31 protein-coding genes and 1 tRNA gene are annotated in these 25474 nt (G+C 60.6%); 11 read left to right on the top strand and 21 right to left on the bottom strand.

Translation table 11 applies throughout. The features are described from left to right. Window positions 1-42 precede the first annotated feature (42 nt). Entirely contained in the window at window positions 43-594 is a 552-nt protein-coding gene (locus C5F70_RS20860; RefSeq protein WP_026139726.1) for an RNA polymerase sigma factor, read from the bottom strand. Then, window positions 570-1079 carry a hypothetical protein gene (locus C5F70_RS31200; protein ID WP_256588302.1) on the bottom strand — a complete coding sequence of 170 codons (510 nt, stop codon included), beginning with the start codon at window positions 1077-1079 and terminating at the stop codon, window positions 570-572. The genes C5F70_RS20860 and C5F70_RS31200 overlap by 25 nt, the downstream gene beginning before the upstream one ends. Here C5F70_RS31200 and C5F70_RS20855 point away from each other — a divergent pair. The 11 genes from C5F70_RS20855 to sctU are packed head-to-tail and all read left to right on the top strand — an operon-like array spanning window position 1053 to window position 10991. Continuing rightward, window positions 1053-1916 carry a TyeA family type III secretion system gatekeeper subunit gene (locus tag C5F70_RS20855; protein WP_232591228.1) on the top strand — a complete coding sequence of 288 codons (864 nt, stop codon included), beginning with the start codon at window positions 1053-1055 and terminating at the stop codon, window positions 1914-1916. The two genes, C5F70_RS31200 and C5F70_RS20855, sit on opposite strands and share 27 nt — an antisense overlap. Beyond that, a complete protein-coding gene (gene sctV, locus C5F70_RS20850; protein WP_017844429.1) occupies window positions 1913-4006 on the top strand; it encodes a type III secretion system export apparatus subunit SctV in 2094 nt (697 codons plus the stop codon). Before C5F70_RS20855 ends, sctV begins: the two co-directional genes overlap by 4 nt. A 37-nt stretch (window positions 4007-4043) precedes the next feature. Next, window positions 4044-4946, top strand: coding sequence for an FHA domain-containing protein (locus C5F70_RS20845; protein WP_102618061.1), 903 nt, complete (start codon window positions 4044-4046; stop codon window positions 4944-4946). Beyond that, window positions 4943-6301, top strand: coding sequence for a FliI/YscN family ATPase (locus C5F70_RS20840; RefSeq protein ID WP_017844427.1), 1359 nt, complete (start codon window positions 4943-4945; stop codon window positions 6299-6301). Before C5F70_RS20845 ends, C5F70_RS20840 begins: the two co-directional genes overlap by 4 nt. Beyond that, window positions 6288-6716, top strand: coding sequence for a YscO family type III secretion system apparatus protein (locus C5F70_RS20835; protein ID WP_079442815.1), 429 nt, complete (start codon window positions 6288-6290; stop codon window positions 6714-6716). Before C5F70_RS20840 ends, C5F70_RS20835 begins: the two co-directional genes overlap by 14 nt. Next, window positions 6713-7168 (top strand): type III secretion system HrpP C-terminal domain-containing protein, encoded by a 456-nt coding sequence (locus tag C5F70_RS20830; protein ID WP_046384776.1) that lies wholly within the window; start codon window positions 6713-6715, stop codon window positions 7166-7168. Before C5F70_RS20835 ends, C5F70_RS20830 begins: the two co-directional genes overlap by 4 nt. Next, window positions 7165-8178 (top strand): FliM/FliN family flagellar motor switch protein, encoded by a 1014-nt coding sequence (locus tag C5F70_RS20825; RefSeq protein ID WP_046488026.1) that lies wholly within the window; start codon window positions 7165-7167, stop codon window positions 8176-8178. The genes C5F70_RS20830 and C5F70_RS20825 overlap by 4 nt, the downstream gene beginning before the upstream one ends. Beyond that, window positions 8175-8828 (top strand): type III secretion system export apparatus subunit SctR, encoded by a 654-nt coding sequence (gene sctR, locus C5F70_RS20820; protein WP_046384774.1) that lies wholly within the window; start codon window positions 8175-8177, stop codon window positions 8826-8828. The genes C5F70_RS20825 and sctR overlap by 4 nt, the downstream gene beginning before the upstream one ends. Window positions 8829-8835: 7 nt before the next feature. Beyond that, entirely contained in the window at window positions 8836-9099 is a 264-nt protein-coding gene (gene sctS, locus C5F70_RS20815) for a type III secretion system export apparatus subunit SctS (RefSeq protein WP_017844422.1), read from the top strand. A gap of 9 nt (window positions 9100-9108) precedes the next feature. Beyond that, on the top strand, window positions 9109-9897 hold the full coding sequence (sctT, locus tag C5F70_RS20810) for a type III secretion system export apparatus subunit SctT (RefSeq protein WP_017844421.1): 789 nt from the start codon (window positions 9109-9111) through the stop codon (window positions 9895-9897). After that, the gene (gene sctU, locus C5F70_RS20805; RefSeq protein ID WP_017844420.1) at window positions 9894-10991 is read left to right on the top strand and encodes a type III secretion system export apparatus subunit SctU; all 1098 of its coding nucleotides are present in this window, start codon (window positions 9894-9896) and stop codon (window positions 10989-10991) included. The genes sctT and sctU overlap by 4 nt, the downstream gene beginning before the upstream one ends. On the opposite strand, the gene C5F70_RS20800 is transcribed toward sctU, so the two are convergent. From C5F70_RS20800 to C5F70_RS20710, 19 genes are all read right to left on the bottom strand, one after another. Further along, on the bottom strand, window positions 10992-11363 hold the full coding sequence (locus C5F70_RS20800; protein WP_104903977.1) for a transcriptional regulator: 372 nt from the start codon (window positions 11361-11363) through the stop codon (window positions 10992-10994). Next, the gene (hrpT, locus tag C5F70_RS20795; protein ID WP_057005746.1) at window positions 11360-11563 is read right to left on the bottom strand and encodes an HrpT family type III secretion system protein; all 204 of its coding nucleotides are present in this window, start codon (window positions 11561-11563) and stop codon (window positions 11360-11362) included. Before hrpT ends, C5F70_RS20800 begins: the two co-directional genes overlap by 4 nt. Further along, window positions 11560-13701, bottom strand: coding sequence for a type III secretion system outer membrane ring subunit SctC (gene sctC / locus C5F70_RS20790; protein WP_104903976.1), 2142 nt, complete (start codon window positions 13699-13701; stop codon window positions 11560-11562). Before sctC ends, hrpT begins: the two co-directional genes overlap by 4 nt. A gap of 14 nt (window positions 13702-13715) precedes the next feature. Continuing rightward, window positions 13716-14108 carry a hypothetical protein gene (locus C5F70_RS20785; protein WP_046488034.1) on the bottom strand — a complete coding sequence of 131 codons (393 nt, stop codon included), beginning with the start codon at window positions 14106-14108 and terminating at the stop codon, window positions 13716-13718. 1 nt (window position 14109) lies between these two features. Then, window positions 14110-14328 (bottom strand): hypothetical protein, encoded by a 219-nt coding sequence (locus C5F70_RS20780; protein WP_026139725.1) that lies wholly within the window; start codon window positions 14326-14328, stop codon window positions 14110-14112. Between the two features lie 86 nt (window positions 14329-14414). Continuing rightward, window positions 14415-15011 carry a type III secretion system stator protein SctL gene (gene sctL, locus C5F70_RS20775; protein WP_017844414.1) on the bottom strand — a complete coding sequence of 199 codons (597 nt, stop codon included), beginning with the start codon at window positions 15009-15011 and terminating at the stop codon, window positions 14415-14417. 2 nt (window positions 15012-15013) lie between these two features. After that, on the bottom strand, window positions 15014-15571 hold the full coding sequence (locus C5F70_RS20770; protein ID WP_046488039.1) for a hypothetical protein: 558 nt from the start codon (window positions 15569-15571) through the stop codon (window positions 15014-15016). Further along, a complete protein-coding gene (gene sctJ / locus C5F70_RS20765; protein WP_026139723.1) occupies window positions 15564-16370 on the bottom strand; it encodes a type III secretion system inner membrane ring lipoprotein SctJ in 807 nt (268 codons plus the stop codon). The genes C5F70_RS20770 and sctJ overlap by 8 nt, the downstream gene beginning before the upstream one ends. A gap of 6 nt (window positions 16371-16376) precedes the next feature. Beyond that, complete coding sequence (locus C5F70_RS31195; RefSeq protein WP_256580898.1) at window positions 16377-16739, bottom strand: hypothetical protein; 363 nt, start codon at window positions 16737-16739, stop codon at window positions 16377-16379. A gap of 111 nt (window positions 16740-16850) precedes the next feature. Continuing rightward, complete coding sequence (locus C5F70_RS20755) at window positions 16851-17054, bottom strand: hypothetical protein (protein ID WP_017844410.1); 204 nt, start codon at window positions 17052-17054, stop codon at window positions 16851-16853. 181 nt (window positions 17055-17235) lie between these two features. Further along, on the bottom strand, window positions 17236-18162 hold the full coding sequence (locus tag C5F70_RS20750; protein WP_017844409.1) for a sigma 54-interacting transcriptional regulator: 927 nt from the start codon (window positions 18160-18162) through the stop codon (window positions 17236-17238). Window positions 18163-18540: 378 nt separating this feature from the next. Then, window positions 18541-19641 (bottom strand): redox-regulated ATPase YchF, encoded by a 1101-nt coding sequence (gene ychF / locus C5F70_RS20745; RefSeq protein ID WP_046384760.1) that lies wholly within the window; start codon window positions 19639-19641, stop codon window positions 18541-18543. A gap of 22 nt (window positions 19642-19663) precedes the next feature. Beyond that, on the bottom strand, window positions 19664-20248 hold the full coding sequence (gene pth, locus C5F70_RS20740) for an aminoacyl-tRNA hydrolase (RefSeq protein ID WP_017844407.1): 585 nt from the start codon (window positions 20246-20248) through the stop codon (window positions 19664-19666). A gap of 166 nt (window positions 20249-20414) precedes the next feature. Next, window positions 20415-21014: a 50S ribosomal protein L25/general stress protein Ctc gene (locus C5F70_RS20735; protein ID WP_017844406.1), complete on the bottom strand. Its 600-nt coding sequence runs from the start codon at window positions 21012-21014 to the stop codon at window positions 20415-20417. A gap of 138 nt (window positions 21015-21152) precedes the next feature. Further along, on the bottom strand, window positions 21153-22094 hold the full coding sequence (locus C5F70_RS20730; RefSeq protein ID WP_017844405.1) for a ribose-phosphate pyrophosphokinase: 942 nt from the start codon (window positions 22092-22094) through the stop codon (window positions 21153-21155). A 46-nt stretch (window positions 22095-22140) separates the two neighbouring features. Continuing rightward, window positions 22141-22215: transfer RNA gene (locus tag C5F70_RS20725), tRNA-Gln, on the bottom strand. Between the two features lie 37 nt (window positions 22216-22252). After that, window positions 22253-23056, bottom strand: a complete 804-nt coding sequence (gene ispE / locus C5F70_RS20720) for a 4-(cytidine 5'-diphospho)-2-C-methyl-D-erythritol kinase (protein WP_186352149.1) — start codon at window positions 23054-23056, stop codon at window positions 22253-22255. Window positions 23057-23105: 49 nt separating this feature from the next. Continuing rightward, window positions 23106-23723, bottom strand: coding sequence for a lipoprotein insertase outer membrane protein LolB (lolB, locus tag C5F70_RS20715; RefSeq protein WP_046488043.1), 618 nt, complete (start codon window positions 23721-23723; stop codon window positions 23106-23108). A gap of 4 nt (window positions 23724-23727) precedes the next feature. Further along, window positions 23728-25452, bottom strand: coding sequence for a tetratricopeptide repeat protein (locus C5F70_RS20710; RefSeq protein ID WP_104903975.1), 1725 nt, complete (start codon window positions 25450-25452; stop codon window positions 23728-23730). Between the last annotated feature and the right edge of the window lie 22 nt (window positions 25453-25474).

Raw genomic sequence — 25474 nt, 5'->3', positions numbered from 1 at the left:
GCAGATATCCCTCTCGCCCAACGGTTGCCAGCTAGGGCTGGACTACGGTTGCAACGGGTTGCGGGTGGCGCGCTTGAGGTGTTCGCGGGCCCGGGACAGGCGTGAACGCACGGTGCCGATGGGGATGTCCAGGGCGTCGGCGGTGTCCTGATAGCTGCCATCGGTTTCCAGCGAGGCGTACAGGGTTTTACGCATCTCGGTGGGCAGGTCCTTGATGGCGACCAGGGTTTTTTCCAGGCGGCGGTTGACCTCGAACTCCCAATCCAGGTTCTGGCTGTCTTCCTGGCCGTGCCACAGCGCTTCATCGAATTCGCAATGCACCGGTTTGGCGTACATGCGCCGGAAGTGGTTGCGGATCAGGTTCTGCGCAATGCCGCACATCCACGTGCTAAGGGTTGCCTGGCCGCTGAAACGCTCCCTGCTGCGCCAGGCCTCCAGGTACGTCAACTGCAGAATATCGTCCGCATCTTCCGGGTTGAGTACGCGCTTGTGGATGAAGCGCCGGAGTTTTTTTTGCTGGTCGTCCGTCAGGTGGAGCATGAATTGAGGCGAGTCGCCAACAAAGTGAGCTAAAGCACCAATAGGGATATCCATGATTTTTTCCTCAGGGTGGGCGCGATCGAAATGGTTTCGATGGGAACCCCTTTAGCACCGGCTGTGCCAAACAGAAAAAAATCGCAACTGGTTGATTTATATAAATAAATATTTTTTGTTCTGAGGGTTTTGTGCGGTTTCTTGCAAAAGCCCAGGCGGGTTTGTGCCGGTAATTTCAAAACACCGCAGAGGGGAAATTTGTTGGAACCGTAAAGCCAGCGTTTGCCACATAGGGACACAATCTCTTTGTCCTGGCCTGCCCCATGAAAGTCGAATCGATCAACGATGTGCAACCGCTCCAACGCGTGGACCCACCCCGCGTCAGCCCTGAAAAAACAGCGGCCGCAGCGACGGGCTTCGATGAGGTTGCGCAGGTTTTCAATCAGGAAGTTGCGCTCAACAATCAAGCATTGAACCGGCGCTCGATGGGCCTGGCGGTGCCTGCCGTCGAGCAGCTCGTGCGGCTCTATGATCAGCTTGGCCATCCGGCCCAGGAGACCATCGCGTCCATGGCGCGCCGGGTGCGTTCGCAACTGGCGCACAACGTCAGCGCGGACAAGTGGCTGGCGCTGACCGGCGGCGACCCGGCGCGGGCGTTCGTGGTGCTCAAGTATGTGGCCGCGCAAGCCGAAGCCCGCGCCGCCGACGTGGCCTTGGCGCAAGAGGCGATCGATCGGTTGCAGGTGCGCTACAGGGGCGAGATCCAGGCCGGCCTGAACATTGCCGCCGTGCTGGAGCAGGCCGCCGGCGACCCGCAAGAGCGTCAGGCCGTGCGTGGGCTGTACTACGCCAGTGTGGTCACGCGCCAATCCCTGACCTCGATGATGCAATCGTTGTTGGGGCTGTTCGGCGGGGACCGCTTCGCAGACGGCCTCAACGTGATGCGCCGGGCCCTGGCCGATGACATCGCCGCCCACTCGCCTTCGGTGCCCACGGCGCAGTTGCGCACGCTGCTGTTGGGGTTGCAAAGCTGCGCTCAGTTGGGCGGGGCGTTAGCCAATTGCCAGGCATTGCTGCAGCGCCTGAGCACCGATCAGGACTCGGTAAGTCTGTTGCAGCGCCTGTTGGGGTATACCGCCACGGGTGTCGATTCGGGCGAGGTATTGCGCCTGGCCGAAGACCTCGGTGGCGAGCTGGCGAGCGGCCAACTGGTGTCCCTCAACGCCCTGTACCCGGTGATCCAGCGCCTGCCGCAGACCTTGTGGCGTGACAGCCGGGGGCGCCAGGAGGCGCTGCACAAATTCTTGTTGGTGATGGACGAGTTCGCGCGCGTGGAGCGGGGCAGCCCCCGCATTGCCGGCGAGTCGAGGGGGAACGCATGACGGTGCTGGCGACCATCAACGCTGCGTTGCTCAAGGTGGCGCGGCGTGCCGAAGTCTTGGGCGCGGTGGTGGTCATGGCCATTGTGTTCATCTTCATCGTGCCGTTGCCGACCTGGCTGGTGGATATTCTGATCGCGCTGAATATCTGTATTTCCTGCCTGTTGATCGTGCTGGCGCTGTACCTGCCCGGGCCGTTGGCGTTCTCTTCCTTTCCCTCGATTCTGCTGCTGACCACCATGTTTCGCCTGGCGCTGTCGATTGCCACCACGCGCTTGATCCTGTTGGAGCAGGACGCGGGCGATATCGTGGAAGCGTTCGGCAACTTTGTGGTGGGCGGCAACCTGGCGGTGGGGCTGGTGATTTTCATGATCCTCACGCTCGTCAACTTTCTGGTGATTACCAAGGGCTCGGAGCGGGTGGCCGAAGTGGCGGCGCGCTTCAGCCTCGACGCGATGCCGGGCAAGCAGATGTCCATCGACAGCGATCTGCGCGCCGGCTTGATCGACGGCGGCCAGGCCCGCGACAAGCGTGAACAACTGGGCCGCGAGAGTCAGTTGTTCGGCGCAATGGACGGCGCCATGAAGTTCGTCAAGGGCGATGCGATTGCCGGGCTGGTCATCGTGGTGATCAACCTGTTGGGCGGGTTTTCCACCGGCATGTTCCAGCACGGCATGAGCGCCGGCGATTCGATGGCGCTGTATTCGGTGCTGACCATCGGTGACGGCCTGATTGCGCAGATCCCCGCGCTGCTGATCTCCCTGACCGCCGGCATGATCATCACCCGTGCGGCGCCGGATGGGCGCAAGGGTGCCAATAACATGGGCGCGGAAATTGCCCGGCAGATGACCAGCGAGCCCAAGAGCTGGATGATCGCGTCGGTGGGCATGCTGGCTTTCGCCGCCTTGCCTGGCATGCCGACCGTGGTGTTCATCCTCATTTCGCTGATGACCGGCGCCCTCGGTTATTACCTGATGCGCCAACGCCAACGCGAGGAACAGCCCGAAGCCGAAGCCACCGAGGCGGTGCGCCCCGAGGACAACGGCGACGAGGATTTGCGCGGGTTCGATCCGTCGCGGCCGTACCTGTTGCAGTTCTCCCCGGTTCTGCAAGGCTCGCCCGAGGTCACGGAACTGATCCACGGGATCCGTCAGGCGCGTAACGCGATGGTGGCCCATATCGGTCTGACGCTGCCGCCGTTCGAGGTCGAACTCGATGCCTCGCTGGCCGACGATGAGATGCGTTTTTGCGTTCACGAAGTGCCGATGATCAAGGCGTCGGTGGTCACGCTCGTGGCGGTGGAGCGCAAGGCGCTGGCGTCCGAGCCGGCCCACGCGGTGCCGGGGTTGCCCGAGCGCGACGAGCAGGACTGGCTCTGGCTGCCGCCCGACGATCCGCTGCTGGATGACCCGCAGTTGGAACGCTTCAGCGCCACCAGCCTGATCATCGACCGCATGAAGCAGGCCATGATGCTCAGCGGCCCTCAGTTTCTCGGGATTCAGGAGAGCAAGGCGATCCTCGGCTGGCTTGAGCACAACCAGCCGGAGCTGGTGCAGGAGCTGCAGCGGATCATGCCGCTGTCGCGCTTCTCGGCGGTGCTGCAGCGCCTCGCGGGCGAAGGCGTGCCGTTGCGTGCCGTGCGCCTGATCGTCGAGTCGCTGATCGAGTACGGCCAGCATGAACGTGAGCCGGACGCCTTGGCGGACTATGCGCGCATCGCCCTTAAATCGCAGATTTTCCACCAGTACAGCGAGGCGGACGGTCTGCATGCCTGGCTGTTGTCGCCGCAGACCGAAAACGTGCTGCGCGAGGCACTGCGCCAGACCCAGACCGGGGTGTTCTTCGCCCTCGATAACGACAGCAGCGCTTCGCTGATCAACCTGCTTAACCAAGCGTTTGCCGTGCGGCCCAAAAGCAAGCGCGTGATGTTGGTCGCCCAGGATCTGCGCAGCCCCTTGCGGACCTTGCTGCTGGAAGAGTTCAGCCATGTGCCGGTGCTGTCGTTTGCTGAGCTGGGAAGTGCATCGAAGGTCAAGGTGCTGGGGCGCTTTGACCTGGGCCAGGACGAACTGATGCGAGGAGCGGCAGCATGAGTGCAACGTACATACCCACGCCAGGGAGGGCTTGCTGATGTTTGAACTGCGCGTGTTGGAGGGTTTGAATCAGGGCGCTGCGCTGCCGTTGTTTGGCGAGCAGTGGAGCCTGGGGTGTCACACGGACGCCGACCTGCTGCTGACCGATGCCGGGGTGGTCGAGCATCATGCGCGGCTGCGGTTGATCGACGGGTTCTGGTCGGTGCAGGCGGAAGCCGGGCTGTTGCAAAGCAGCACCGGGCAGGCGCTGGCACAGATCGCCGACCTGGCGCTCAATACGCCTTTTTCGCTGGGCAGCATTCGCCTGTGCGTCGCCTTGGCCGACCAGCCTTGGCCCCGGGCGGCGGTCGCGCAGGTCACGCCAGCCGCCGAGCCACGCCAGGAGGCGCCGCCCGCGCTGGTGCTGTCGTCCATCCCGCCGTTTCAGCAGAAGCGCCTGATCAGCCTGGTGCTGGTGTGTGCGGTGATTATCGTGGCGGTCGGCATGGCGTCCACCGGCGAGCATGAGGCCCAGGCGTCGTTGATGCCCGTCGAGCCGCAAAAGCCCAACCTCGGTTCACCGCTCGAGGTGCGTCAGCAGTTGCTCAAGATGCTCGGCGAGCGCGAGCTGGACCATCGCGTCGGCTTGCAGGTGATCAATGGGCAGATCGCCCTCAATGGCGATGTGTCCCAGGAAGAGGTCGAACTCGTGGCGCGCATGCTCAGCCGCTTTGCTGAACAGTTCGATACCGCCGTGCCGGTGATCAGTCGTGTGCGGGTACGTGACAACATCCTGCCGTTCAAGATCTTGCAGATCGTCGGCGGGCCGAGCGGTCATGTGGTGTTGGAACACGGCGACCGTTTGTTCGTCGGCGATGAAGTGGACGGCCTGCGGCTGGTGCTGATCGACAACAGCAAGGTGGTGTTCGACGGCGCACAACGCTATGAGGTGCGCTGGTGAGCGGCACGGTGCAGGAGCGTCTCGACGCGTGGCAATTGATTCAGTCCCAGGGCCTGGCCCGTTTCGCGCCGGTGTCGATGCGCGGGCGTATCCAGCGTGTCAACGGCATGCTGTTGCAGTGCCGGCTGCCCCAGGCGCGTATCGGTGATCTGTGCCAGGTCGAAAAAAAGCCTGGCGATTACATGCTGGCCGAAATCATCGGGTTCGATCAGCAGGATGCGGTGCTCAGTGCCCTGGGCAATCTGGAGGGGGTGCGTGTCGGCGCCGCGGTGGAGCGCCTGGGGGTGCCGCACCGGGTGCGGGTCAGCGACGAGCTGTTGGGCCAGGTGCTGGATGGTTTTGGTCGGCCGATTGCCGGCGAGGGCCCCAGTGCGTTCGTCGAGGCCGATACGCCCGACGCGACCACGGTGTTGTGCGAGGCGCCATTGCCCACGGAGCGCCCGCGCATCAGTCGTGCGTTGGCCACCGGCGTGCGCTCGATCGATGGCTTGATGACGTTGGGCGAGGGCCAGCGCGTCGGGCTGTTCGCCGGCGCCGGTTGCGGCAAAACCACGTTGTTGGCCGAGATCGCCCGTAACGTGGAATGCGATGTGATTGTGTTCGGCCTGATCGGTGAACGGGGCCGCGAATTGCGCGAGTTCCTCGATCACGAACTGGATGACCAGTTGCGTGCCAAGGCCGTGCTGGTGTGCGCCACGTCCGACCGCTCCAGCATGGAGCGCGCGCGTGCCGCGTTCACGGCGACGGCGCTGGCCGAAGGTTTCCGGCGCAAGGGCAAGCGGGTGTTGTTGCTGATCGACTCGTTGACCCGTTTCGCCAGGGCCCAGCGTGAAATCGGCCTGGCCGCCGGCGAACCGTTGGGCCGCGGTGGTTTGCCGCCGTCGGTGTACAGCTTGTTGCCGCGCTTGGTGGAGCGCGCCGGGTTGACGCGCGAAGGCGTGATCACCGCGATCTACACCGTGCTGATCGAGCAGGACTCGATGAGCGATCCGGTGGCCGATGAAGTTCGTTCGCTGCTCGACGGCCATATCGTGCTGTCTCGCAAGCTGGCCGAGCGGGGCCACTACCCGGCTGTGGATGTGCTGGCCAGCCTTTCGCGAATTTTGAGCAACGTTGCCGAGCCTGGGCACATCCAGTCGGGCACGGCGTTGCGCCGCCTGTTGTCGGCTTACCAGCAGATCGAGTTGATGCTCAAGTTGGGCGAGTACCAGCCCGGCAACGATGCGCTGACCGATCTGGCCGTGGACAGCCGCCAGGCGGTGGATGACTTCCTGCGCCAGGACCTGCGTGAACCCTCGCCCATCGCCTCGACCCTGGATCACCTGATGGAGCTGACTGCCTATGTCCCTTTCTGACGTATTGCCGAGTGACATCGACACCTTGCGGCGCTTGCGTCGATACCGCGCAGACCGCGCCGAGCGGGCGCTGCGCGAGGCCAAGCGGGCGCACCAAACGCTGGTCGCGCATATCCAGCAGGCCCAGGAGACGCTGGAGCAAACGCGCCAGGAAGAGGCCCGGCAATGCGCGCAACTGTTGAATGAACACCAGGGCCAGGTGGTGACCTTCAAGGCACTGAAAACCTGGAGCGCCAAGGAGCAGCACTTGTCGGCCGGCACCCGCCGCGAAGAAAGCCAGTTGAAGACCCTGCAAGGGCAACGCGAAGAGCAGGCGGTGCAGGTCGGCAGTGCGCAAAAGCACGTGACCTTGTGTCTGCGTCAGGTGGAAAAAATCCAAGAACTCTCCCATTTACTCGCGCAGGAACCGCTATGAACCACGTTTCAGTCAACCCGTCTGAGCGCCAGTACCCGCTTGAGTTCTGGGGCGACCGTGTGCCGGCAATCGATGCGCTGGCGCCTTGGGAGCAACGGCTGTTTGCCCAGTTGTTGAATGATGACAGCGACGACGCGAGCCAATGGCAGTTCCTGGCCGGAATCAAGGCTTCGGGGGAAACCGCCAGGGTCGATGCGTTGAGCGAGCAATTGGTTTCGCGGATGGACGGCGTGTCGCAGTGGCCGCTGACGGCGGTCTTGTATTTGCCGCACCTGGGGCGGATCGACAGCAGCATCGGCCGAGAGCAGGGCGCCTGGAGGGTTGAGTTGCGCGCCGAGCGAGAGGGCACGACGCGCTGGCTCAGCGGGGTACGGCAACAGTTCGAGCAAAGGCTCGCCGCGAGCCTGGCACGGCCGGTCAGCGTGCATTTGGCACATACGGCGCTGGCATGATGATGCCCTCCCTGGCGTTACCCACGGTCAAGGGCGATGTGGCGGCGGCCCGGCGACGGTTGGGGCGCGGATTGCGCATGTCGTACCAGGTTGGCGAGCTGCGCGGAGAGTTGCGGCTGGAGCCCGGGGCGGCCCCCATGGGCGTCCAGCCGCTCTGTTTCGAAACAGCCTGCGGCGTATTGGGGTTCAGTGAACCGGGGCCGCAATTCAGCTTGCTGGGCGAATGCCCGGTGACGTTGGCGCAGGCGGGCAACGATCCGGACTCCTGGTTCTGGGCCCTGTTTCAACATCATTTGAGTGCCCAGGTGCGGGCGCTGTTGGGGCATCTGCGGCTATTGCCCTCTGCCCGGCCGTTGAACTTCGGTTGCCGGTTGTGCGTGACGCTCGGCGCTTCCCACGTGGTGGGCTATCTGTGGCTGTCGACCGAGAGCTTTCTGGCGTTGTGCGAGGCCGGGCCGTGGCGCCGCATGGCCAGCCCGATGCCGACGCGTTTTCAGTTGGCGCTGCCCGTGACGATCGGGCGCCTGCGCGTGCCCCTCAGCCAATTGCGCGGCCTGCGCGCCGGCGATGTGCTGATGTTCGAGCAGGTGTATTTCCAAGCCCATGGCAACGGCCATGTGCAGGTCGGCAGGCAGCGCCTGTGCGTGTTTATTGATGATGAATCCGGGCCTGTCTGCCTGACCCTTACTTCGATCGAGGAAGCGCCTTTGGAAGAGGATTTCGCAACACCGCCCTATGCAGGGCATGAAGACGACACGCCGGTGGTGGATGTCTTCGGGCATGAACCGTTCGACGAACTGAGCATGGCGCTCAATGTGCGATGCGGCACGCTCAACCTGACCCTCGGCGAGCTGCGCAACCTGGCGCCCGGCGCGGTGCTGGGCATTTCCGGGTATGCGCCGGGCATGGCCGGGTTGTATTACGGCGACCGCCCGCTGGGCGTGGGGCAATTGGTGGAGGTGGACGGTCGCCTGGGGTTGCAGATGTCTCGTGTGATTTTTTCCCGATGAGTTTTCAAGGCGTAGACCCGATTGTCCTGGCCGTGTTCGTGGGTGCCTTGTCGTTGATGCCCATGCTGTTGATCGTCTGCACCGCGTTCTTGAAGATCGTGATTGTGCTGATGATCACCCGCAACGCGATCGGTGTGCAGCAGGTGCCGCCCAGCATGGCCATCAACGGCATCGCATTGGCGGCGACGCTGTTCATCATGGCGCCGGTGGGCTATGAGATCGCGGAGGTCGTCAAGGTATCGCCCCTGGACTTGAGCAACGTGAGCACGCTGCAACAGACCGGGCTTGAGGCGGTGCAGCCGTTGCGGACGTTCATGGTGCGTAACAGTGACCCGGACATCCTCACCCACCTGCTGGAAAACACCGCGCGCATGTGGCCGCCGGCCATGGCGCAGGAGGTCCAGCGCGAAGATCTGATCCTGCTGATCCCGGCGTATGTGTTGTCGCAGTTGCAGGCGGGGTTCGAGATCGGCTTCTTGATCTACATCCCCTTTATCGTGATCGACCTGATTGTCTCCAACCTGCTGCTGGCGCTGGGGATGCAAATGGTCTCGCCCATGACCATTTCCCTGCCGCTCAAATTACTGCTGTTTGTGATGGTGTCCGGCTGGTCGCGGCTGCTGGACAGCCTGTTCCTTTCCTATCTCTGAGCTGCCTATGGAACCGATCGTACTGTTCAAACAGGGCATGCTGCTGGTGGTGGTGCTGACGGCGCCGCCGCTGATTGTCGCGGTGATCGTGGGCGTCCTGACGTCACTGATCCAGGCGCTGATGCAGATACAAGACCAGACGCTGCCTTTTGGCGTCAAGCTGGTCGCCGTTGGCGTCACGTTGGTGGTGACCGGGCGTTGGATTGGCCTGGAGTTGGTCCAGTTGATCAACCTGACGTTCGACATGATCGCCCGTTCGGCCTTGAATTGAGGCGTGCCCATGCTGCTCTATCTTGATTTACTGCCAAGCCTGCTGATTGGCATGGCACGCATCTACCCCTGCGCTTTTCTGGTCGCGGCGTTCTGTTTCCAGCACATTCGCGGCATGCCCAGGCACGCCGTGGTGATGGTCATGGCGTTGATGCCCGCGCCGGGTATTCATGCGGCGCTGATGGGGCAGGAACTCTCCGCGATGATGTTGGGCGCGCTGGTGCTCAAAGAGGCGATCCTGGGCGTTTTGCTGGGGGTGTTGCTGTCGATGCCGTTCTGGATGTTCGAGTCGGTCGGGGCGCTGCTGGACAACCAGCGCGGGGCTTTGGCCGGCGGTCAACTCAACCCGTCGCTGGGCCCCGACGCCACGCCGATCGGGCATTTGTTCAAGCAACTGGCGATTTTTTTATTGATGGCCAGCCTGGGCCTGGGCGCACTGACCCAGGTGATCTGGGACAGCTACCTGATCTGGCCGCCGACCGTGTGGTTTCCGTTGCCGGCGGCCAATGGCCTCAGTGTGTTTGTCGAGTTGGTCGGCGACACCTTCACTCACATGATGCTGTACGCCGCGCCCTTTATCGCCGTACTGCTGTTGCTCGAGTTCGGCGTGGCACTGTTGGGGATCTACAGCCCGCAACTGCAGGTGAGTACGCTGGCCCCGCCGATCAAATGCCTGGCCGGCATCGGTATTCTGCTGCTGTATTTCGCCCTGCTGCAGGACTTGATCGTCGGGCGCATGGCGCTGCTGAGTGACCTCAAGCATTCCCTGGGCCTGCTGTTCAAGGGGCCTTTTACATGAGTGACTCAGGGGAAAAGAAACACCCCGCCAGTGCCAAGAAACTGCGTGACCAGCGCAAGAAAGGCCAAGTCGCGCAGAGCCAGGACGTGGGTAAGTTGTTGGTGCTGACGGCCTTGAGCGAGATCGCCTTGTTCACGGCCGACACCAGCATGCAGCGCTTCCAGCAGATGATCGCACTGCCGCTGGCGCGCATAGGGCAACCCTTTGCGCGCGCCCTGGAAGAAGTGCTGACGGAGGCGCTGGTGTTGTTTTTCTCCTTCGGCCTGCTGATGGTCGGGGTCGCGATCGGGGTGAAACTGATCAGCAGCTGGATGCAGTTCGGCTTGCTGTTCGCCCCCGAATCCCTGAAGTTGGACTTCAACCGGTTGAACCCGCTCACCCAGCTCAAGCAGATGTTCTCCGCCCAATCCCTCATGAACTTGTTGATGGGCATCGGCAAGTCATTGCTCCTGGGCTTGATACTGTACGTGGTGATTGGCCCGTCGCTGGGCGCCCTGATTAACCTTGCCAACAGCGATCTGCAAAGCTACATCCTCGCGCTGATCACACTCTTCCGGCACTTGTTGCATGCGTGTCTGGGGGTGCTGCTGGTGCTGGCGCTTATTGACCTGACGTTGCAGAAGTACTTTTTTGCCAAGCGCATGCGTATGACTCAGGTCGAGGTGGTCAAAGAGTACAAAGACATGGAGGGCGATCCCCACGTCAAGGGCCAGCGGCGCTCGTTGGCTTATCAGTTGGCCCAGGAAGAACCCAAGGTCAAGCTGCCCAAGCTGGAGGAGTCGGACATGCTGGTGGTCAACCCGACGCACTTTGCCGTCGCGTTGTATTACCGCCCCGGCCAAACGCCGCTGCCGAAACTGGTGGCCAAGGGCACGGACGCGAATGCGCGTAAGCTGATTGATCGAGCCAAGGCGGCGGATGTCCCGGTGATTCAATGCGTATGGTTGGCCCGCACGCTGTACGAGGCAAAACTGGGGGCGGGCATTCCGCGTGAGACCTTGCACGCGGTGGCGTTGATCTACCGTACCTTGCGCGACCTCGACGATGAGGCCAAGCGTGAAACCCTCGAGTTGCCGGAGCTGGAGCAGCGCTGATCAGCGGTTGGCGAAACCATCCAAGGCGTCGAGGTCGGCCAGCGACAGCATTCGGCTGAGGACTTGATCCACGGCCTGAAGCTCGGCGGGCAGGGCGTGCCAGATCACCAGTGCGCTCTGGGCATCGAGGTAGATATAGCAGCCATCAAATACCACTGCCTGATCGAAGCGGCGCTCCAGCACGCGTTGCAGTTGCCCGGCTTGCAAGGCCGCCTGGCTGATGTGCAATGCCAACCCCGGGCGGGCGTTGGCGTGCCGTGTGTGCAGGGCGATGCCCAGGCACAACGGCAGGTGAGCGGCATCGCCGCTCACCAGGCTATCGAAGAATGCCTGCCGATGCCGCTCATCGTCCGGCACCCTCCCGGCGTTCATCGTTCCAGCGACACCGTTTGATAGTCCGAACGCTCCCCGGCCGGGCCGGGTTCGACGCGCATGTGCGGCGGCCACCAGATCACCAGCTTATCGCTGGTCGATTGTGGGCGTGAGCAGGAGTCCCCTTTGCAGGTCGGGGTGCAACCGCTGATGAACAACGCGGTAATCATCAGAGTGGCGCACAACAGTCTTGGCTTCATGGCGTGGTCTTCCGGGTTGGCGTGAGCAGGGACGGGCGCGGCACACTCAGGTGTTCATCCTTCACCACCGGGCGCATGGCGATGAACACTTCGGCTTCTTCGCCCGGCTTGAGCCAGGCGCGTGGCCAGACGGTGACCGCCAGGGTCTCGGAGTTGCTGCATTCTTTTTCATCGATGCGGACATTGCGCTTGTACTGATTGCGCAGCACCACCACTGCCACGTTGAACTGCGGGCCGGCATACCACTGGCTGCGCTCGGTATTGAGCGCCAACAGCTCGCGAGGGGTACACAACGTGTTCAACGCCAGCGGCATCGGTGCGGCCTTGAAGGCTTTGGGCACTTGCCCGCTGACCAGATGCGCCAGGATGCTGGTGATGTCGCTGCGGTTGATCACCGGCTGATGTGGGGCCAAGCGCGGTGCCAGGGGGTTGAGGGCGGCCTGCAACTCGCTCTGGTCGGCCTGCGGCAAGTAACGTGATGGGTCGGACTGATCGCCGATCACGCGCGGGGTGAGAATGAACAAACGTTCGCGCCGGTTGTTCTGGCGTTCCGTCGAAGAGAACAGCGCTTTGCCCAGCAACGGAATGTCCCCCAGCAAGGGGATCTTGTTTTGCTTGTCCGCGCTGTTCGTTACGTGGAAACCGCCCACCACCAGGGAGCGTTTTTCCGCCATGACGGCCTGGGTGCTGACCTTGCCTCGACGCACATCGGGGCCGATGCGTTCGGGGTTGGACTCGTCGAAGTTACCGTCTTCGATATCCACCGCCAGATGGATCTGATGGCCACCGCGGCTGGTGATGACGCGAGGCACGACCTGGAAACTGGTGCCGACGGTGATCGGCAGGATGGTCGCGTTCTCGTTGCCGGCCGTCAGGTACTGGGTGCGGTTGAAGTCGATCACCGCCGGTTGGTTTTCCAGGGTGAGCACCGATGGGTTGGAGACCATGGTTGCCAGCCCGCGCGCTTCCAGGGCGCGCACGTCGGCGTAAAAGCGGTCGCGGTTTTCGATCGACAATTGTGATGAGGTGCCGGGCGCCATGTTGACCGCGCCGCGGAAGCGACTGTTTTGAAAGCCCCAGTTGACGCCGAACTCACGTAATTGGGTGCGTTCGATGTCGAGGATGATGGCGTCGATTTCCACCAGTTTGCGCGCCACGTCGAGCTGACTGATCAGCTCGCGGTACATCCCCTGACGCTCCGGCAGGTCATAGATCAGAATCGCGTTGTTGCGCACATCGGCCTCGACGCGGATTCGGCTGGGGTTGACCGGTGCCCGCGACGTCAGCGCTATGCCGGCGTCCACCGGCCCGGTTGGCGCGGGTGTGCCGAGCATCTGCCCCAGCAGCGGGTTGCTCAGGCGCGGGAACGCTGGCGTCAGGGGCGCGGGCTGGGACTGCGCGGGGGAGCGCTGAGTCATGCCGGCGAGCATCGCGGGATTGCGTGGGTCGAGCAGCCCGCGCAGCATGGTGGCCACGCCGGGGATGGTGATTCTTTCGTTGCGGTATTCCATTTGGCGGTCCGCGGCGTTGGCGAACTTGAGCGGATAGCTCAACACGCTCTGCTTTTCGTCCGGTGAACGGCGCTGGCTGCTGAACTGCTTGATCTGTCCGATATAGCGCCGGGGGCCGGAGACCAGGACGACACCGTCCTCCGGCAATTCGCCCCAGCCGAAACGACTGTCGAGCAGGCCGATATCGGTCAGCGCCTGCTTGAGGTCGGCAATGGTTTCGGACGACACCTCCAGGCGTGCGGACTCTTGCTGATCGAGGGTGCTGATGTGCAGGGTGTTGTTGTAGAGATACCATTGGAAGCGGTGTTCAACACCCAGCCTGTCGAGCAGCGACTGCGGGGTATTGGCGCGTATCTTGCCGTTGACGTTGCCCTCCAGCAGGCCCTCGATCTGGAGTTGGGTGCCAAATGTCTGGGCAAAATCTTCCAGGACTTCACGTAACGGCTTGTGCTGGGCTTCATAGGCGTATGCCGTGTTCTTCCATTCGGCGGGGATGGCGGCGAGGGCACCTGGCGCCGGGGCCAGCAAGCAGGTCAGGGCGATCAGGCACCGCCAATCGGCGCGTCTGGATGAAGTTTCGGGCGGGTCAATGCGCAAGCTGTCGCGCTTGTGGATCTTGTTATGCATAGAAGCTTCTCTGATTAGTACAGCAACGAACGTAGGGAGGTGGGGTTGCGTCGAGGTGCCGGTCTGTGGAGGCGCGCGACGGTGGCGCGCCAGGTATCGCGTTGGTTGAGCAGGGACTCGAGGCAGAGCTGCAGCTGCTGTTCATCGTGCTTGTCATGCAGGCAATGCATCAGCCAGAGCGCGCCACTGGCCGGCGCCTGGGCGAGAGCGCCTGGAAAGTGTTCCAGGCTGACCTCGCCCAGGCGCAGCCAGCTCAGCAGCAATGATTTGTCCGGGCGAAGTGGCGTCAACTGGACACTGAGCAACAGGCTGTTCGAACAATGACGCAGGATAATTTCGTCATTGTTTTCGAATAACCTCAATTCTCCGGAGCCGCGTTTCAAACACTCGGCCAGCAGCGCGTTCAAGTTACTGACCGCTGTCCAGGCCTGACTTCAGGAGCATATGTTTGACGCGGGCATGCTCATTGAAGACGTATTCGGAAGTTCGATGCTTGGCGACAAGATCGAAAAAAAAGGCAAGGTCTTCTTCAGACCCGGAATTGGTTTCTGCGGCGAGGTTGAGGTCACGTTTAACCTCCCTTGCGTCGTTTAAAAGCCGATTGCTGTAACCGTCGTAATAGTTCATGGATTCACTCCGTTGGGATGTTCTCCTTTTTGGTTTGTATTTCGAATTGGTTCCATGTGCGGCAATTTTTATTTCATGAAGTGTGTTTAAAACCCGTTGTCTGAAGGGCTGTCATCGGGCTTCATGAAAATATTGATCAAGGACGTCCAGTCAATCCGGAAGTCCCCTTCTTCGGTGGTCAATATGAGCGATTGCAGTTTGATCGTATCGTCGGCGCGCAGCGTCCAGTGCGTGCTGCCGCGGTTGGTCAGGCATGCCCGCACCGCCTCCAATTCGAGCGGGTGGCAAACCAGTGTTGCCTTCACCGCTGGCACATGGCTCGCCAGTAATTGCTTGATCAGGGCGGCCATGCGTTGGGGGGCGGGGGTGTCTTCAAGCAGCAGGTGAATAGCCTGGTTGGCGATCGAGGTGGCGTATTGTTCAAGGCTGTCGCACAGGGCCTGACGCTCGATTTCCCAGCGTTTGAGTTGTGCATTGGCACGTTGCCATACTTCAACGCTGACTTTTTCCAGCAGCGCTTCACGTTGGGCGTGTGCCGTCTTCAGCAACTGCCTGGCCTCGGCTTTTGCCTGGTCCACCACATTGCTGGCCTGGGTATAGCTCGCCAGTGTTTCGCAAGAGATCAGGCTCCCCGGCAAGGGCGGCGCGCCCCCGGGCGAGCTGATTTTATATCGGCATAACATCGTTAATCTCCGTGCCCCTCTGAGGCGGCAGCGCTACTGTTCCTGTTCATCGCGCCAATGCGCCACGCCACCGCATGCCAAAGGGTATCGAGGCGGCTATGGGAGTCGCCGAGCGACAGGGCTTTTTCGTCCAGATCCAAAATGCGCCGGCGCGCAAAACGCAACCGGATGCGCTGCCAGGTGGCCGGCGTGACCCAGGCGCGGAGCAATTGCAGCGGGTCATTATCGGGTTGCACCATATCCAGGGGCAGGGCCTTGGCCAGCCTGTTGCACCACTGTCGATGGTTGTCATCGAGTGCGGTGGCATAGGCGGGACGGCAGATGCCGTCAATCAGGGCGAGCCCCAGGTCGAGTTGATCCGTGGGGGCGAGTGCCAGTTGCAGGAGTGCGGGGTCGGGCATTGGCGGCAGGCAAGGGGCAACGCCATAAGGCGTGCCCGTGACGACCTGCCGGCTGCGGTGCAGCTCATTCAGCGCGGCGTGTTGAACGGGGGCTTTCCAGTCTTCGTGGGCACACAACCAGGGCGCGGACCACCATTGGGCCCATGAGAGATTACTCATTGCGGGCCTGGACAGGCGCATCCGGGGATGGGCCGTCTGACAGCGCGTCTGCGGCTCTTTGTGTGCGTTTATGCCAGAACATGCCCGCCGCGATCATCAGCGCCAGGGCGATCAGCCCGAATGTCACACTGGCCCGCCAAAAACCGATGTCATCTCCCGGAACCAGGAACGGCCCGAAGTAAGCCAACCGTTGCTGCTCTAAGTAAGCGGTTGCCGGCACGAAGACGACCGTCAGTTTTTGCGGGTTTTCCACCGCGGCGGTCATCCCCGGAATACTGCTTGCAACCATCCTGCGCACCCGGGCCCTGATATTGTCGGGGTCGAGTCGCGGGTCATGCTTGATGAACACCGAGGCGGAGGCGGGTTGTACCGGTTCTCCCGGAGCGACGCGCTCGGGCAGCACCACGTGTACGCGAGCCACGATGACGCCATCGATGTTCGACAGCGTGGTCTCCAGCTCCTGGGACAGGGCATAGATGTAGCGTGCTCGTTCTTCAAGCGGGGTGGAAATAACCCCCTCTTTGCGAAAGGTGTCGCCCAGCGTCGCGCGCGCGACCCGCGGGAGGCCGGCGGCCTCCAGCGTTCGCACAGCGCGGCCGATATCAGTTGAGTTGACCACCACCACAACGCCATCTTTCGCGGGAACCTTGGTGGCGCGGATATGTTTGTCCGCCAGTTCCGCAACGACCTCATTGGCCTCTTGTTCGGTTAACTGACGATGAAGTTCGACACGGTCACTGCAGGCATTGAGCAAGAATGAGAGCGACAGGATTACTAGGATAAGCCGCGGGCGAGTCATGTTGGCCTACTGGAGGTTGCTGATTTTATCGATGCACTGCGCGGTTTTACCGACGCTCTTCGACAACATGTGCGTCAGCAGGAGTGCGTCGGAAAGTTGCCCCGGATATTTTCGCGCCTCTTCCAGTTTGTTCTTGCTGCTTAATGCACGCAGGCTTTTGGTCATACGCTCAGTCATGGAATTGAGCTTGCCTGCGGCTTCGGAAAGCATATTCGGTGGCAGCGCATGATCGACCGCGGTATTCGCAATTGGGGAAGGCATGAGCGTTGAGTTGAAAAAGCTGACATCGGTGGCCGAGTGGGAGGCCTCCTGTATGCCCGAGGTGCCAGGGAGTTGATTGATTTCAGTCGTGCGGATGCTGCCTATCATCATGTTGCCCTGTCAGATAAGGGTTAGAAGATGAGCGTGTATATGACAACGCTCGTGGCGATGTGGCCTTCCCGGCATCGACTGTCGAGAAGGCCAGCAAGCGTTCAGCTATTACAGGCGGAGCATGTCAGCGGCTGCTTTAATACCGTTGGTATTAGCGTTCTCTGCTGCTTTATATGCGTTTTTTACACCATCTTTGCGCTTCTTTGATTCTACAGCCTCCATCCCAGCATCTGCTTCATCAGCAGACATATTGTTGGCGTCACCGCCACCATAGGAGGCGCCAGAATACGAGCCAATCGAACCGATAGTCATGTTGTTTTCTCCGTGCTTAACGTTAGTTTCACTGGAGTCAGCGATACATCAAAAGACGCTGTTGCACACCTGTATCGCTGTTCCATGACTTATGTGGCTAAACGGATTCATGCGTTCCATATGTTGCGGGAAGGTATGTTTCAAAAGATGTTATTGCGTTAACAGGGGGCGGCACCCTGTTTCAGTTAAGTGATATTCCCAAATGCTTTATTCGGTGGTACAGCGTTCGCTTGGCGACGCCTAAAGCGATTGCCACACTGTCCACACAGTGGTCGTGTTGACGAAGCGATTCTTCAATCAGCGATTTCTCCATCTGTTGCAATCGTGTCTTCAGGTTCAATTCAAGTTCATGTCGGTTGATCACCGCGGTGGATAACGGCGGCAGGCCCAACACGAAGCGCTTGGCCGTCGAGCGCAGTTCGCGCACGTTACCCTTCCACGGGTGGCACAGCAGTTGTTGCAATAACTGCTTGCTGGGGGGCGATGGCGCGGCGAGCCGGAAGTGATCGGCCTCTTGCTCAATCATGTCCAGGAACAAGGGAATGATCCGCTCTCGCCGATCCCGTAAGGCTGGTAGGTGGATATTGACCACATTCAGACGGAAGTAGAGGTCGCGTCGGAAAGTGCCTTGCTCGACCATTTCGTGCAAGGCGTGCTGGGCCGAGGCGATCACACGCATGTCTACCGGGATAAATCGTGTAGACCCCAGGCGTTCGACCCCGCGCGATTCCAGTACACGTAACAGCTTGGCTTGCAGCGACAGCGGCATGCTGTCGATTTCGTCGAGGTATAGGGTGCCCAGATGGGCGGCTTCGACAAACCCCGCGCGAGATTGCATGGCGCCCGTGTAGGCGCCGCTGTTGACGCCGAACAGTTGGCTTTCGGCCAGGGTTTCCGGGATGGCGGCACAATTAACTGCTACGAAGTTTCCTTTGCGACGAGACAGCTGATGGATGCGTTGCGCCAACGTATCTTTACCTGTGCCGGTTTCTCCCAAGAGGAGAATATCGATATCGAGAACGGCCGTATTGTTCACGGTCGTTTCGATGGCCGGGCAATCGCTAAAGGTCATGTCCGTTATAAGAACGTTTTCGCAGAGCGTCGACATCGTGTTGTGCTCCGATACTGTTGCCACTTCAGGGAGGGCAATTAACCTATGGGCCGGCACGCAGTTAAACAGGAAAGCTTAGTGTTGTCATGATGCGCAGCCGGCGTTAAGAGTGGCACCGGGTATAGGGAGGGCAAGTGCTCTGAAGTTGCAAGTGCTAGTTGAGATGGTTATCCGTGGTCGGCGTAAGATTATTCTTAGAGTGGTGAAGAATAGTTGGGAAGTTTTAATGCTTCGCAGATATGTTGCGGTGTGTGTTCTAAAGTCCTCTTATTTATAATGTATGGCAATGTTTCGCTCTCATGAGTCTTTCACCCACAAAAAAGCCGATGCAGGGCATCGGCTTCTTTATATCGCGACGTCTGCCGCGATCAATGTTTACACGTTGAAACGGAAGTGCATCACATCGCCGTCCTTGACGATATATTCCTTACCTTCCAGGCGCCATTTACCGGCTTCCTTGGCACCGGCTTCACCCTTGTACTGGATGAAGTCGTTGTAGGCGATCACTTCGGCGCGGATAAAGCCTTTTTCGAAGTCGGTGTGGATCACGCCGGCGGCCTGTGGCGCGGTGGCGCCGACCTTGACGGTCCAGGCGCGGACTTCTTCGACACCGGCGGTGAAGTAGGTCTGCAGGTTGAGCATTTCGTAACCGGCGCGGATCACGCGATTCAGGCCAGGCTCTTCCAGGCCCAGGGCCTCGAGGAACATGTCTTTTTCTTCGCCGTCATCGAGCTCGGCGATTTCCGCTTCGATCTTGTTGCACACCGGAACCACGATCGCGCCTTCTTCGTCGGCGATGGCCTTGACCACGTCGAGCAGCGGGTTGTTCTCGAAGCCGTCTTCGGCGACGTTGGCGATGTACATCACCGGCTTGGTGGTCAGCAGGTGGAAGCCCTTGACCGCGGCCTTCTCGTCAGCGCCCATGGTCTTCATCAGGCTGCGTGCCGGCTTGCCCAGGGTGAAGTGGGCGATCAGCTGCTCCAGCAGGCCTTTCTGGACCACGGCGTCCTTGTCGCCACCCTTGGCGTTACGCGCGACTTTCTGCAGTTGCTTCTCGCAGCTGTCGAGGTCGGCGAAGATCAGTTCCAGGTCGATGATCTCGATGTCGCGTTTCGGGTCGACGCTGTTGGAGACGTGAATCACGTTCTCGTCTTCAAAGCAGCGGACCACGTGGGCGATGGCATCGGTTTCGCGGATGTTGGCCAGGAACTTGTTGCCCAGGCCTTCACCTTTCGACGCACCGGCCACCAGGCCGGCGATGTCGACGAATTCCATGGTGGTCGGCAGGATGCGCTTGGGGTTGACGATCACCGCCAGGGCGTCCAGGCGTGGGTCCGGCATCGGCACGATACCGCTGTTGGGTTCGATGGTGCAGAAGGGGAAGTTCTCCGCCGCAATACCGGACTTGGTCAGCGCGTTGAACAGGGTGGATTTGCCGACGTTGGGCAGGCCGACGATGCCGCAATTGAATCCCATGGTGTTTCCCCTCGGAAAAGAGTCAGGCCTTCTGGCTGTGCAGGTTTTTCATCGCGCGGTTCCATTCCCCGGCGAGGATATCCGGCAGCACGCCGAGGGCAAAGTCGATGCAGGCATCGAGTTTTTCCTGTTCGGCGCGTGGCGCACGACCCAGGACGAAATTTGAAACCATACTGGCAACGCCTGGGTGGCCAATGCCGAGCCGCAGACGGTAAAAGGTATTCTGATTGCCCAGCTGCGCGATGATGTCGCGCAGGCCATTGTGCCCGCCATGCCCGCCGCCTTGCTTGAGCTTGGCAACGCCGGGAGGCAGGTCCAGTTCGTCATGGGCCACCAGGATTTCTTCGGGTTTGATCCGGAAGAACCCCGCAAGCGCCGCGACAGCCTGGCCGCTGCGGTTCATGTAGGTGGTGGGAATCAACAGACGAACATCCTGACCCTGATGCGAAAAGCGTCCGGTCAGGCCGAAATACTTGCGATCGGCCACCAGGTTTACACCTTGGGCGTGGGCGATGCGCTCAACAAAAAGGGCCCCCGCGTTATGCCGGGTCTGTTCGTATTCTGCGCCTGGATTTCCCAGGCCAACGATCAGTTTAATGGCAGTCACGACAGGGGCCCTTCCTTTGGAGTTGTGGATAACAATGCCGACCTGAGTGCGGCGAAAGTGGACGACAAGGGATCATTTACTCAAGAGTAAACGTCGCGTTATCGCCCGCTTTCTCGCTACGTTTCGGTCCGCGATGTTTCCTCAAGCTCCGGCAATACAGAGTGAATTACTCTGCAGCGCCTTCTTCAGCTTCTGGAGCAACGCGTGGAGCGTGAACGTTGGCAACCGCTTTGTCATCACCGTGAACCAGTGCGACAAACTCAACGCCTTTAGGGGCTTTGAGGTCGGACAGGTGCAGGATTTCGCCGATTTCCAGAGCCGACAGGTCGACTTCGATGAACTCAGGCAGGTCTTTCGGCAGGCAGGTCACTTCGATCTCGGCAACAACGTGCGAAACTTCGCCGCCTTTTTTGATCGGAGCTTCTTCACCAACAAAGTGTACCGGCACAACGGCGGTCAGTTTCTGGCCGGCAACGACGCGAACGAAGTCAGCGTGCAGCACGTGGCCTTTAGCTGGGTGACGTTGCAGGGCCTTGATGATGACGTTCTGCTTGGTGCCGCCGACGTTCAGCGAAATGATGTGGCTGTAGGCCGCATCGTTTTCCAGCAGTTTGGCAACTTCTTTGGCCAGCATGCTGATGGATTCAGGGGCTTTGTCGCCACCGTAAACTACAGCTGGAACCAGGCTTGCGAGACGACGCAGGCGGCGGCTCGCACCTTTCCCCAGGTCGGAACGCACTTCAGCATTCAGAATAAATTCGTTCATGTTGTATCTCCAAAATAACCACATTCGCCCCAGCGTTTGCGACCAGCGCTAAAGGCGATATGGGCAAAAAAGCCCCGCCCCGACAATATGCCGGGGCGGGGCGCTTTTCGTCAGTGAGGTGATCCGAAGGTTTGACCCTTAACGGAACATCGCGCTGATCGATTCTTCGTTGCTGATGCGGCGAACCGCTTCGGCAACCACCGGTGCGATATCCAGTTGGCGGATACGCGGACAGGCTTGAGCTGCAGCGGACAACGGGATGGTGTTGGTCACCACCAGTTCGTCCAGCATTGAGTTCTCGATGTTCTCGATCGCTCGGCCCGACAGCACAGGGTGTGTGCAGTAGGCGAAGACTTTTGCCGCACCGTGCTCTTTCAAGGCTTTCGCCGCGTGGCACAGGGTGCCGGCGGTGTCGACCATGTCATCAACCAGAATACAGGTACGCCCTTCGACATCACCGATGATATGCATCACTTCAGAGTGATTGGCTTTCTCGCGGCGTTTGTCGATGATCCCGAGATCAACGCCCAGGGATTTGGCGACAGCCCGTGCACGCACGACGCCACCAATGTCCGGGGACACGATCATCAGGTTTTCAAAGCGCTGGTCTTCGATGTCATCCACCAATACGGGGGAGCCGTAGATGTTATCTACCGGAATATCGAAGAACCCCTGGATTTGGTCAGCGTGCAGGTCAACCGTGAGAACACGGTCGATGCCTACCACGGTGAGCATGTCAGCCACGACTTTCGCGCTGATAGCTACACGTGCGGAACGCGGACGGCGATCCTGACGGGCATAACCAAAGTAAGGGATTACAGCTGTGATTCGAGTCGCTGAGGAGCGGCGGAAGGCATCAGCCATCACGACGAGTTCCATCAGGTTATCGTTGGTCGGAGCGCAGGTCGGCTGGATAATGAAGACGTCTTTACCGCGGACGTTTTCATTGATCTCGGCGGTAATTTCGCCGTCGGAGAATTTACCGACAGAGATGTCACCGAGAGGGATATGCAGCTGACGAACAACACGTCGAGCCAGATCGGGGTTGGCGTTCCCCGTAAAGACCATCATCTTGGACACGCGCAGTACCTAGAGGCTGAGGGTAACCTGGATGAGTAAAGGAAAATGGCAGGGGCGGCTGGATTCGAACCAACGCATGGCAGGATCAAAACCTGCTGCCTTACCGCTTGGCGACGCCCCTGTATCTGTTGCAACGAGTACCCAGTACTCGGTTCCTTTTAGAGCAGACTTTGCAGCTTGCGATGCAACATCGAAACGTTGCTTCCTTTCGCTACAAACCCTGTAAGGGTCTCTGTAAGAAGGGCCGAGACTTTATCAGCTTCAGCTTTGTTTGGGAAGCCCCCAAACACACAACTTCCAGTGCCGGTTAATTTTGCTTCGGTAAATTTACCTAACAAATTCAAAGCGTTACGTACTTCTGGATAACGCCTTGCTACAACCGGTAAGCAGTCATTTCGACTGTTTCCCTTGGGAACGGGGCGCACTTTAATGGGAGGAGAGTTACGTGTCAACAGTGGATCTGAAAAAATTTCTGCTGTACTTACAGATACTTGCGGGACAAGCACGACATACCAAGGCTCTTCGGGGTTTTCCGGGGTGAGTTTTTCTCCCACGCCCTCGGCAAAAGCCGCGTGCCCACGCACGAAAACCGGGACGTCGGCGCCCAGTGTCAGGCCCAGCGTGGCCAGGCGATCGAGGTCCCAGCCGAGCTTCCACAAGTGGTTCAGGCCCAGCAGTGTGGTCGCGGCATTCGAGCTGCCGCCACCGATGCCGCCGCCCATGGGCAGGATTTTATCGATCCAGATGTCGATGCCCAGGGCGCAACCGGATTGCGCCTGAAGTTTTTTCGCGGCCTTCACGATCAGGTTGCTGTCGTGGGGCACCCCTTCGAATTCGGTGTGCAGTCGGATCACGCCATCGTCGCGCACGGCGAATGTCAGTTCATCGCCGTAGTCGAGAAATTGAAACAGCGTCTGCAACTCGTGGTAGCCGTCTTCGCGGCGCCCCAGGATGTGCAGCATCAGATTGAGTTTGGCCGGGGAGGGCAGGGTCAGTTTCTCTACGGTCACGTTATTGCCCCAGCTTGCGTGGTTGCCAGTCCTTGATCACCAGCGTGATATCAAGGTCGGTGCCGTGCAGTTTGATCCGCTCGGGCAGCCAATAACCGCTCTGTTGCACGTAGCTCAGGTATTCGACCTGCCAGCCGTCCTGCTCCAGGGAGGCCAGGCGGCTGTCGCCATTGAGGCTCAGGCGGCTTTTGCTGTCGGGGGCGGGCAAGCCGCGTACCCACCAGACCAGGTGCGACACCGGCAGTTTCCAGCCGATCTGCTCTTCCAGCAGCGCCTCCGGGGAGACGGCTTCGTAGCGACCCTGGTTGGCCACTTCGAGGCTGACTTGCCCCGGTCGGCCGGTCAGGCGGGCGGCGCCGCGCCCCAATGGGCCGGACAGGCGGATATCGTAGTAGTCCTGGCGTTGCAGCCAGAACAAGGTGCCGCTGCCGGAATCTTTCGGCGCGCGTACCCCGACTTTTCCTTCGATCTGCCAGCCATCGATGCTGCTGAGCTGGGCCTTGTGCTGTTTCCATTGCGCCGGGTTGCCCTGGCCCTCAACGGATTCGCGGGCACCGAAGCCCGCGCAACCGGCGAGCAAGGCGATGAAGCTGAAAACGATAAAGTGGCGCAAGAACATAAACTTAAAGGGTCTCGGAACCGGTCAGGCGCTTGATGGTGCCGCGCAGGATGGGGCTTTCGGGTTGTTCCTTGAGGAACTTCTCCCAGATTTGCCGGGCTTCGCGCTGTTTGCCATTGGCCCAGAGCACTTCGCCCAGGTGGGCGGCGACTTCCTGGTCGGGGAAGCGCTCCAGCGCCTGGCGCAGCAGGCGCTCAGCCTCGTCCAGGTTGCCCAGGCGGTAGTTCACCCAGCCCAGGCTGTCGAGTACGGCCGGGTCTTCCGGGTTGAGCTTGTGGGCCTGTTCGATCAGCACCTTGGCTTCGGCGTAACGCGTGGTGCGGTCGGACAGGGTGTAGCCCAGGGCATTGAGCGCCATGGCGTTGTCCGGGTCGCGCTTGATGATCAGGCGCAGGTCTTTTTCCATCTGCGCCAGGTCATTGCGTTTTTCCGCCTGCATCGCACGGGTGTAGAGCAGGTTCAGGTCGTCAGGGTATTGCAGCAAGGCTTGTTGCAAGACTTTCCAGGCGCGCTCGGCCTGATTGTTGGCCGACAAGGTTTCGGCCTGGATCAGGTACAGCTGGATCGCGTAGTCCGGTTCCGCCTCGCGCGCCGCGACCAGACGTTTTTCCGCCTCGTCGGTGCGCCCGTTGCTCATCAGGATGTCGGCCTGGCGCAACTGGGCGGGCAGGTAGTCGTTGCCGGGGCCGACCTTGGCGTATTCGAGCAGGGCGGCCTGGGGGGCGTTGTTTTCTTCGGCGATGCGGCCGAGGTTCAGGTGCGCCGAGTCCACATGGCTTTCGCGCTCGATCAACTCTTCCAGATAGCCCTTGGCCTCGTCCCAGGCCTTGGCTTCCAGGCACACCAGCGCCAGGGAGTAGCGTAATTCGTCATCGTCCGGGTATTGCTGGACCAGGTTGGCGAACTGCACTTTGGCGTCCTCCATGCGGTCCTGCTCCACCAGCGTGCGCGCGTAAGTCAGGCGCAGGCGTTTGTCGTCCGGGTACTTCTTGATGCTTTTTTCCAGCAGCGGAATCGCTTCCTTGCCGCGATTGAGGTTCTGCAACAGGCGTGCGCGCAGCAGGATCGGCGCGATCTCGCCTTCTTCCGGCGGGTTCTGTTCCAGCAGCTTCAGCGCGGCTTCGGCTTCGTCGTCCTGTTGCAGCAGCAAGGCCTTGCCGAACACGAGCTGGCTGTTCTTCGGGTGTTTTTGCAGCAGGCGGTCGAAACTCTTCATCAGCCCGTTGCGCGTGTCCTGGTCGGTATCGGCCGCCGACAGCGCAAGAAAGTCGAAATGCGTGTCGCCCTTGCCCTGCAGGACTTTCTCCATATAGGTCATGGAGTCGTCGTAGCGCCCCGAGCGCGCCAGTTGAATGGCTGCCGCCCGTTGTGCTTCCAGGTCGTGCGGCGCGTTTTTCGCCCAGATCAGCGAGGTGTCCAGCGCAGCCTGGTCGGCCCCCAGGTACTCGGCGATGCGAAACGCCCGCTCCGAGATGCCCGGATCTTGCGTATTGATGGCCTGGGTCACGTAATTATCCAGCGCAATATCGAAACGATTGCGCTGGCCGGCCAGTTCTGCAGTCAGCAGGCTGTACACCGTATCTTCAGTGAACGAGGAGTAAACCTTGGGCTTTTCAGGGGCTGGGGTGCTCTCTTCCACCGGCGGTGTACCGTCGGTCGACACGGGGGCCATGGCCTGGCAGCCGTTGAGGAAGACAAAAGCGAGGAGCAACGCGGAGGATCTATTCATATAGGAAGAGGACGACTAACCT

Source organism: Pseudomonas sp. LH1G9 (assembly GCF_002949975.1).
Taxonomy (GTDB): Bacteria; Pseudomonadota; Gammaproteobacteria; order Pseudomonadales; family Pseudomonadaceae; genus Aquipseudomonas; species Aquipseudomonas veronii.
This window is presented reverse-complemented; position numbering and strand designations above follow the sequence as displayed.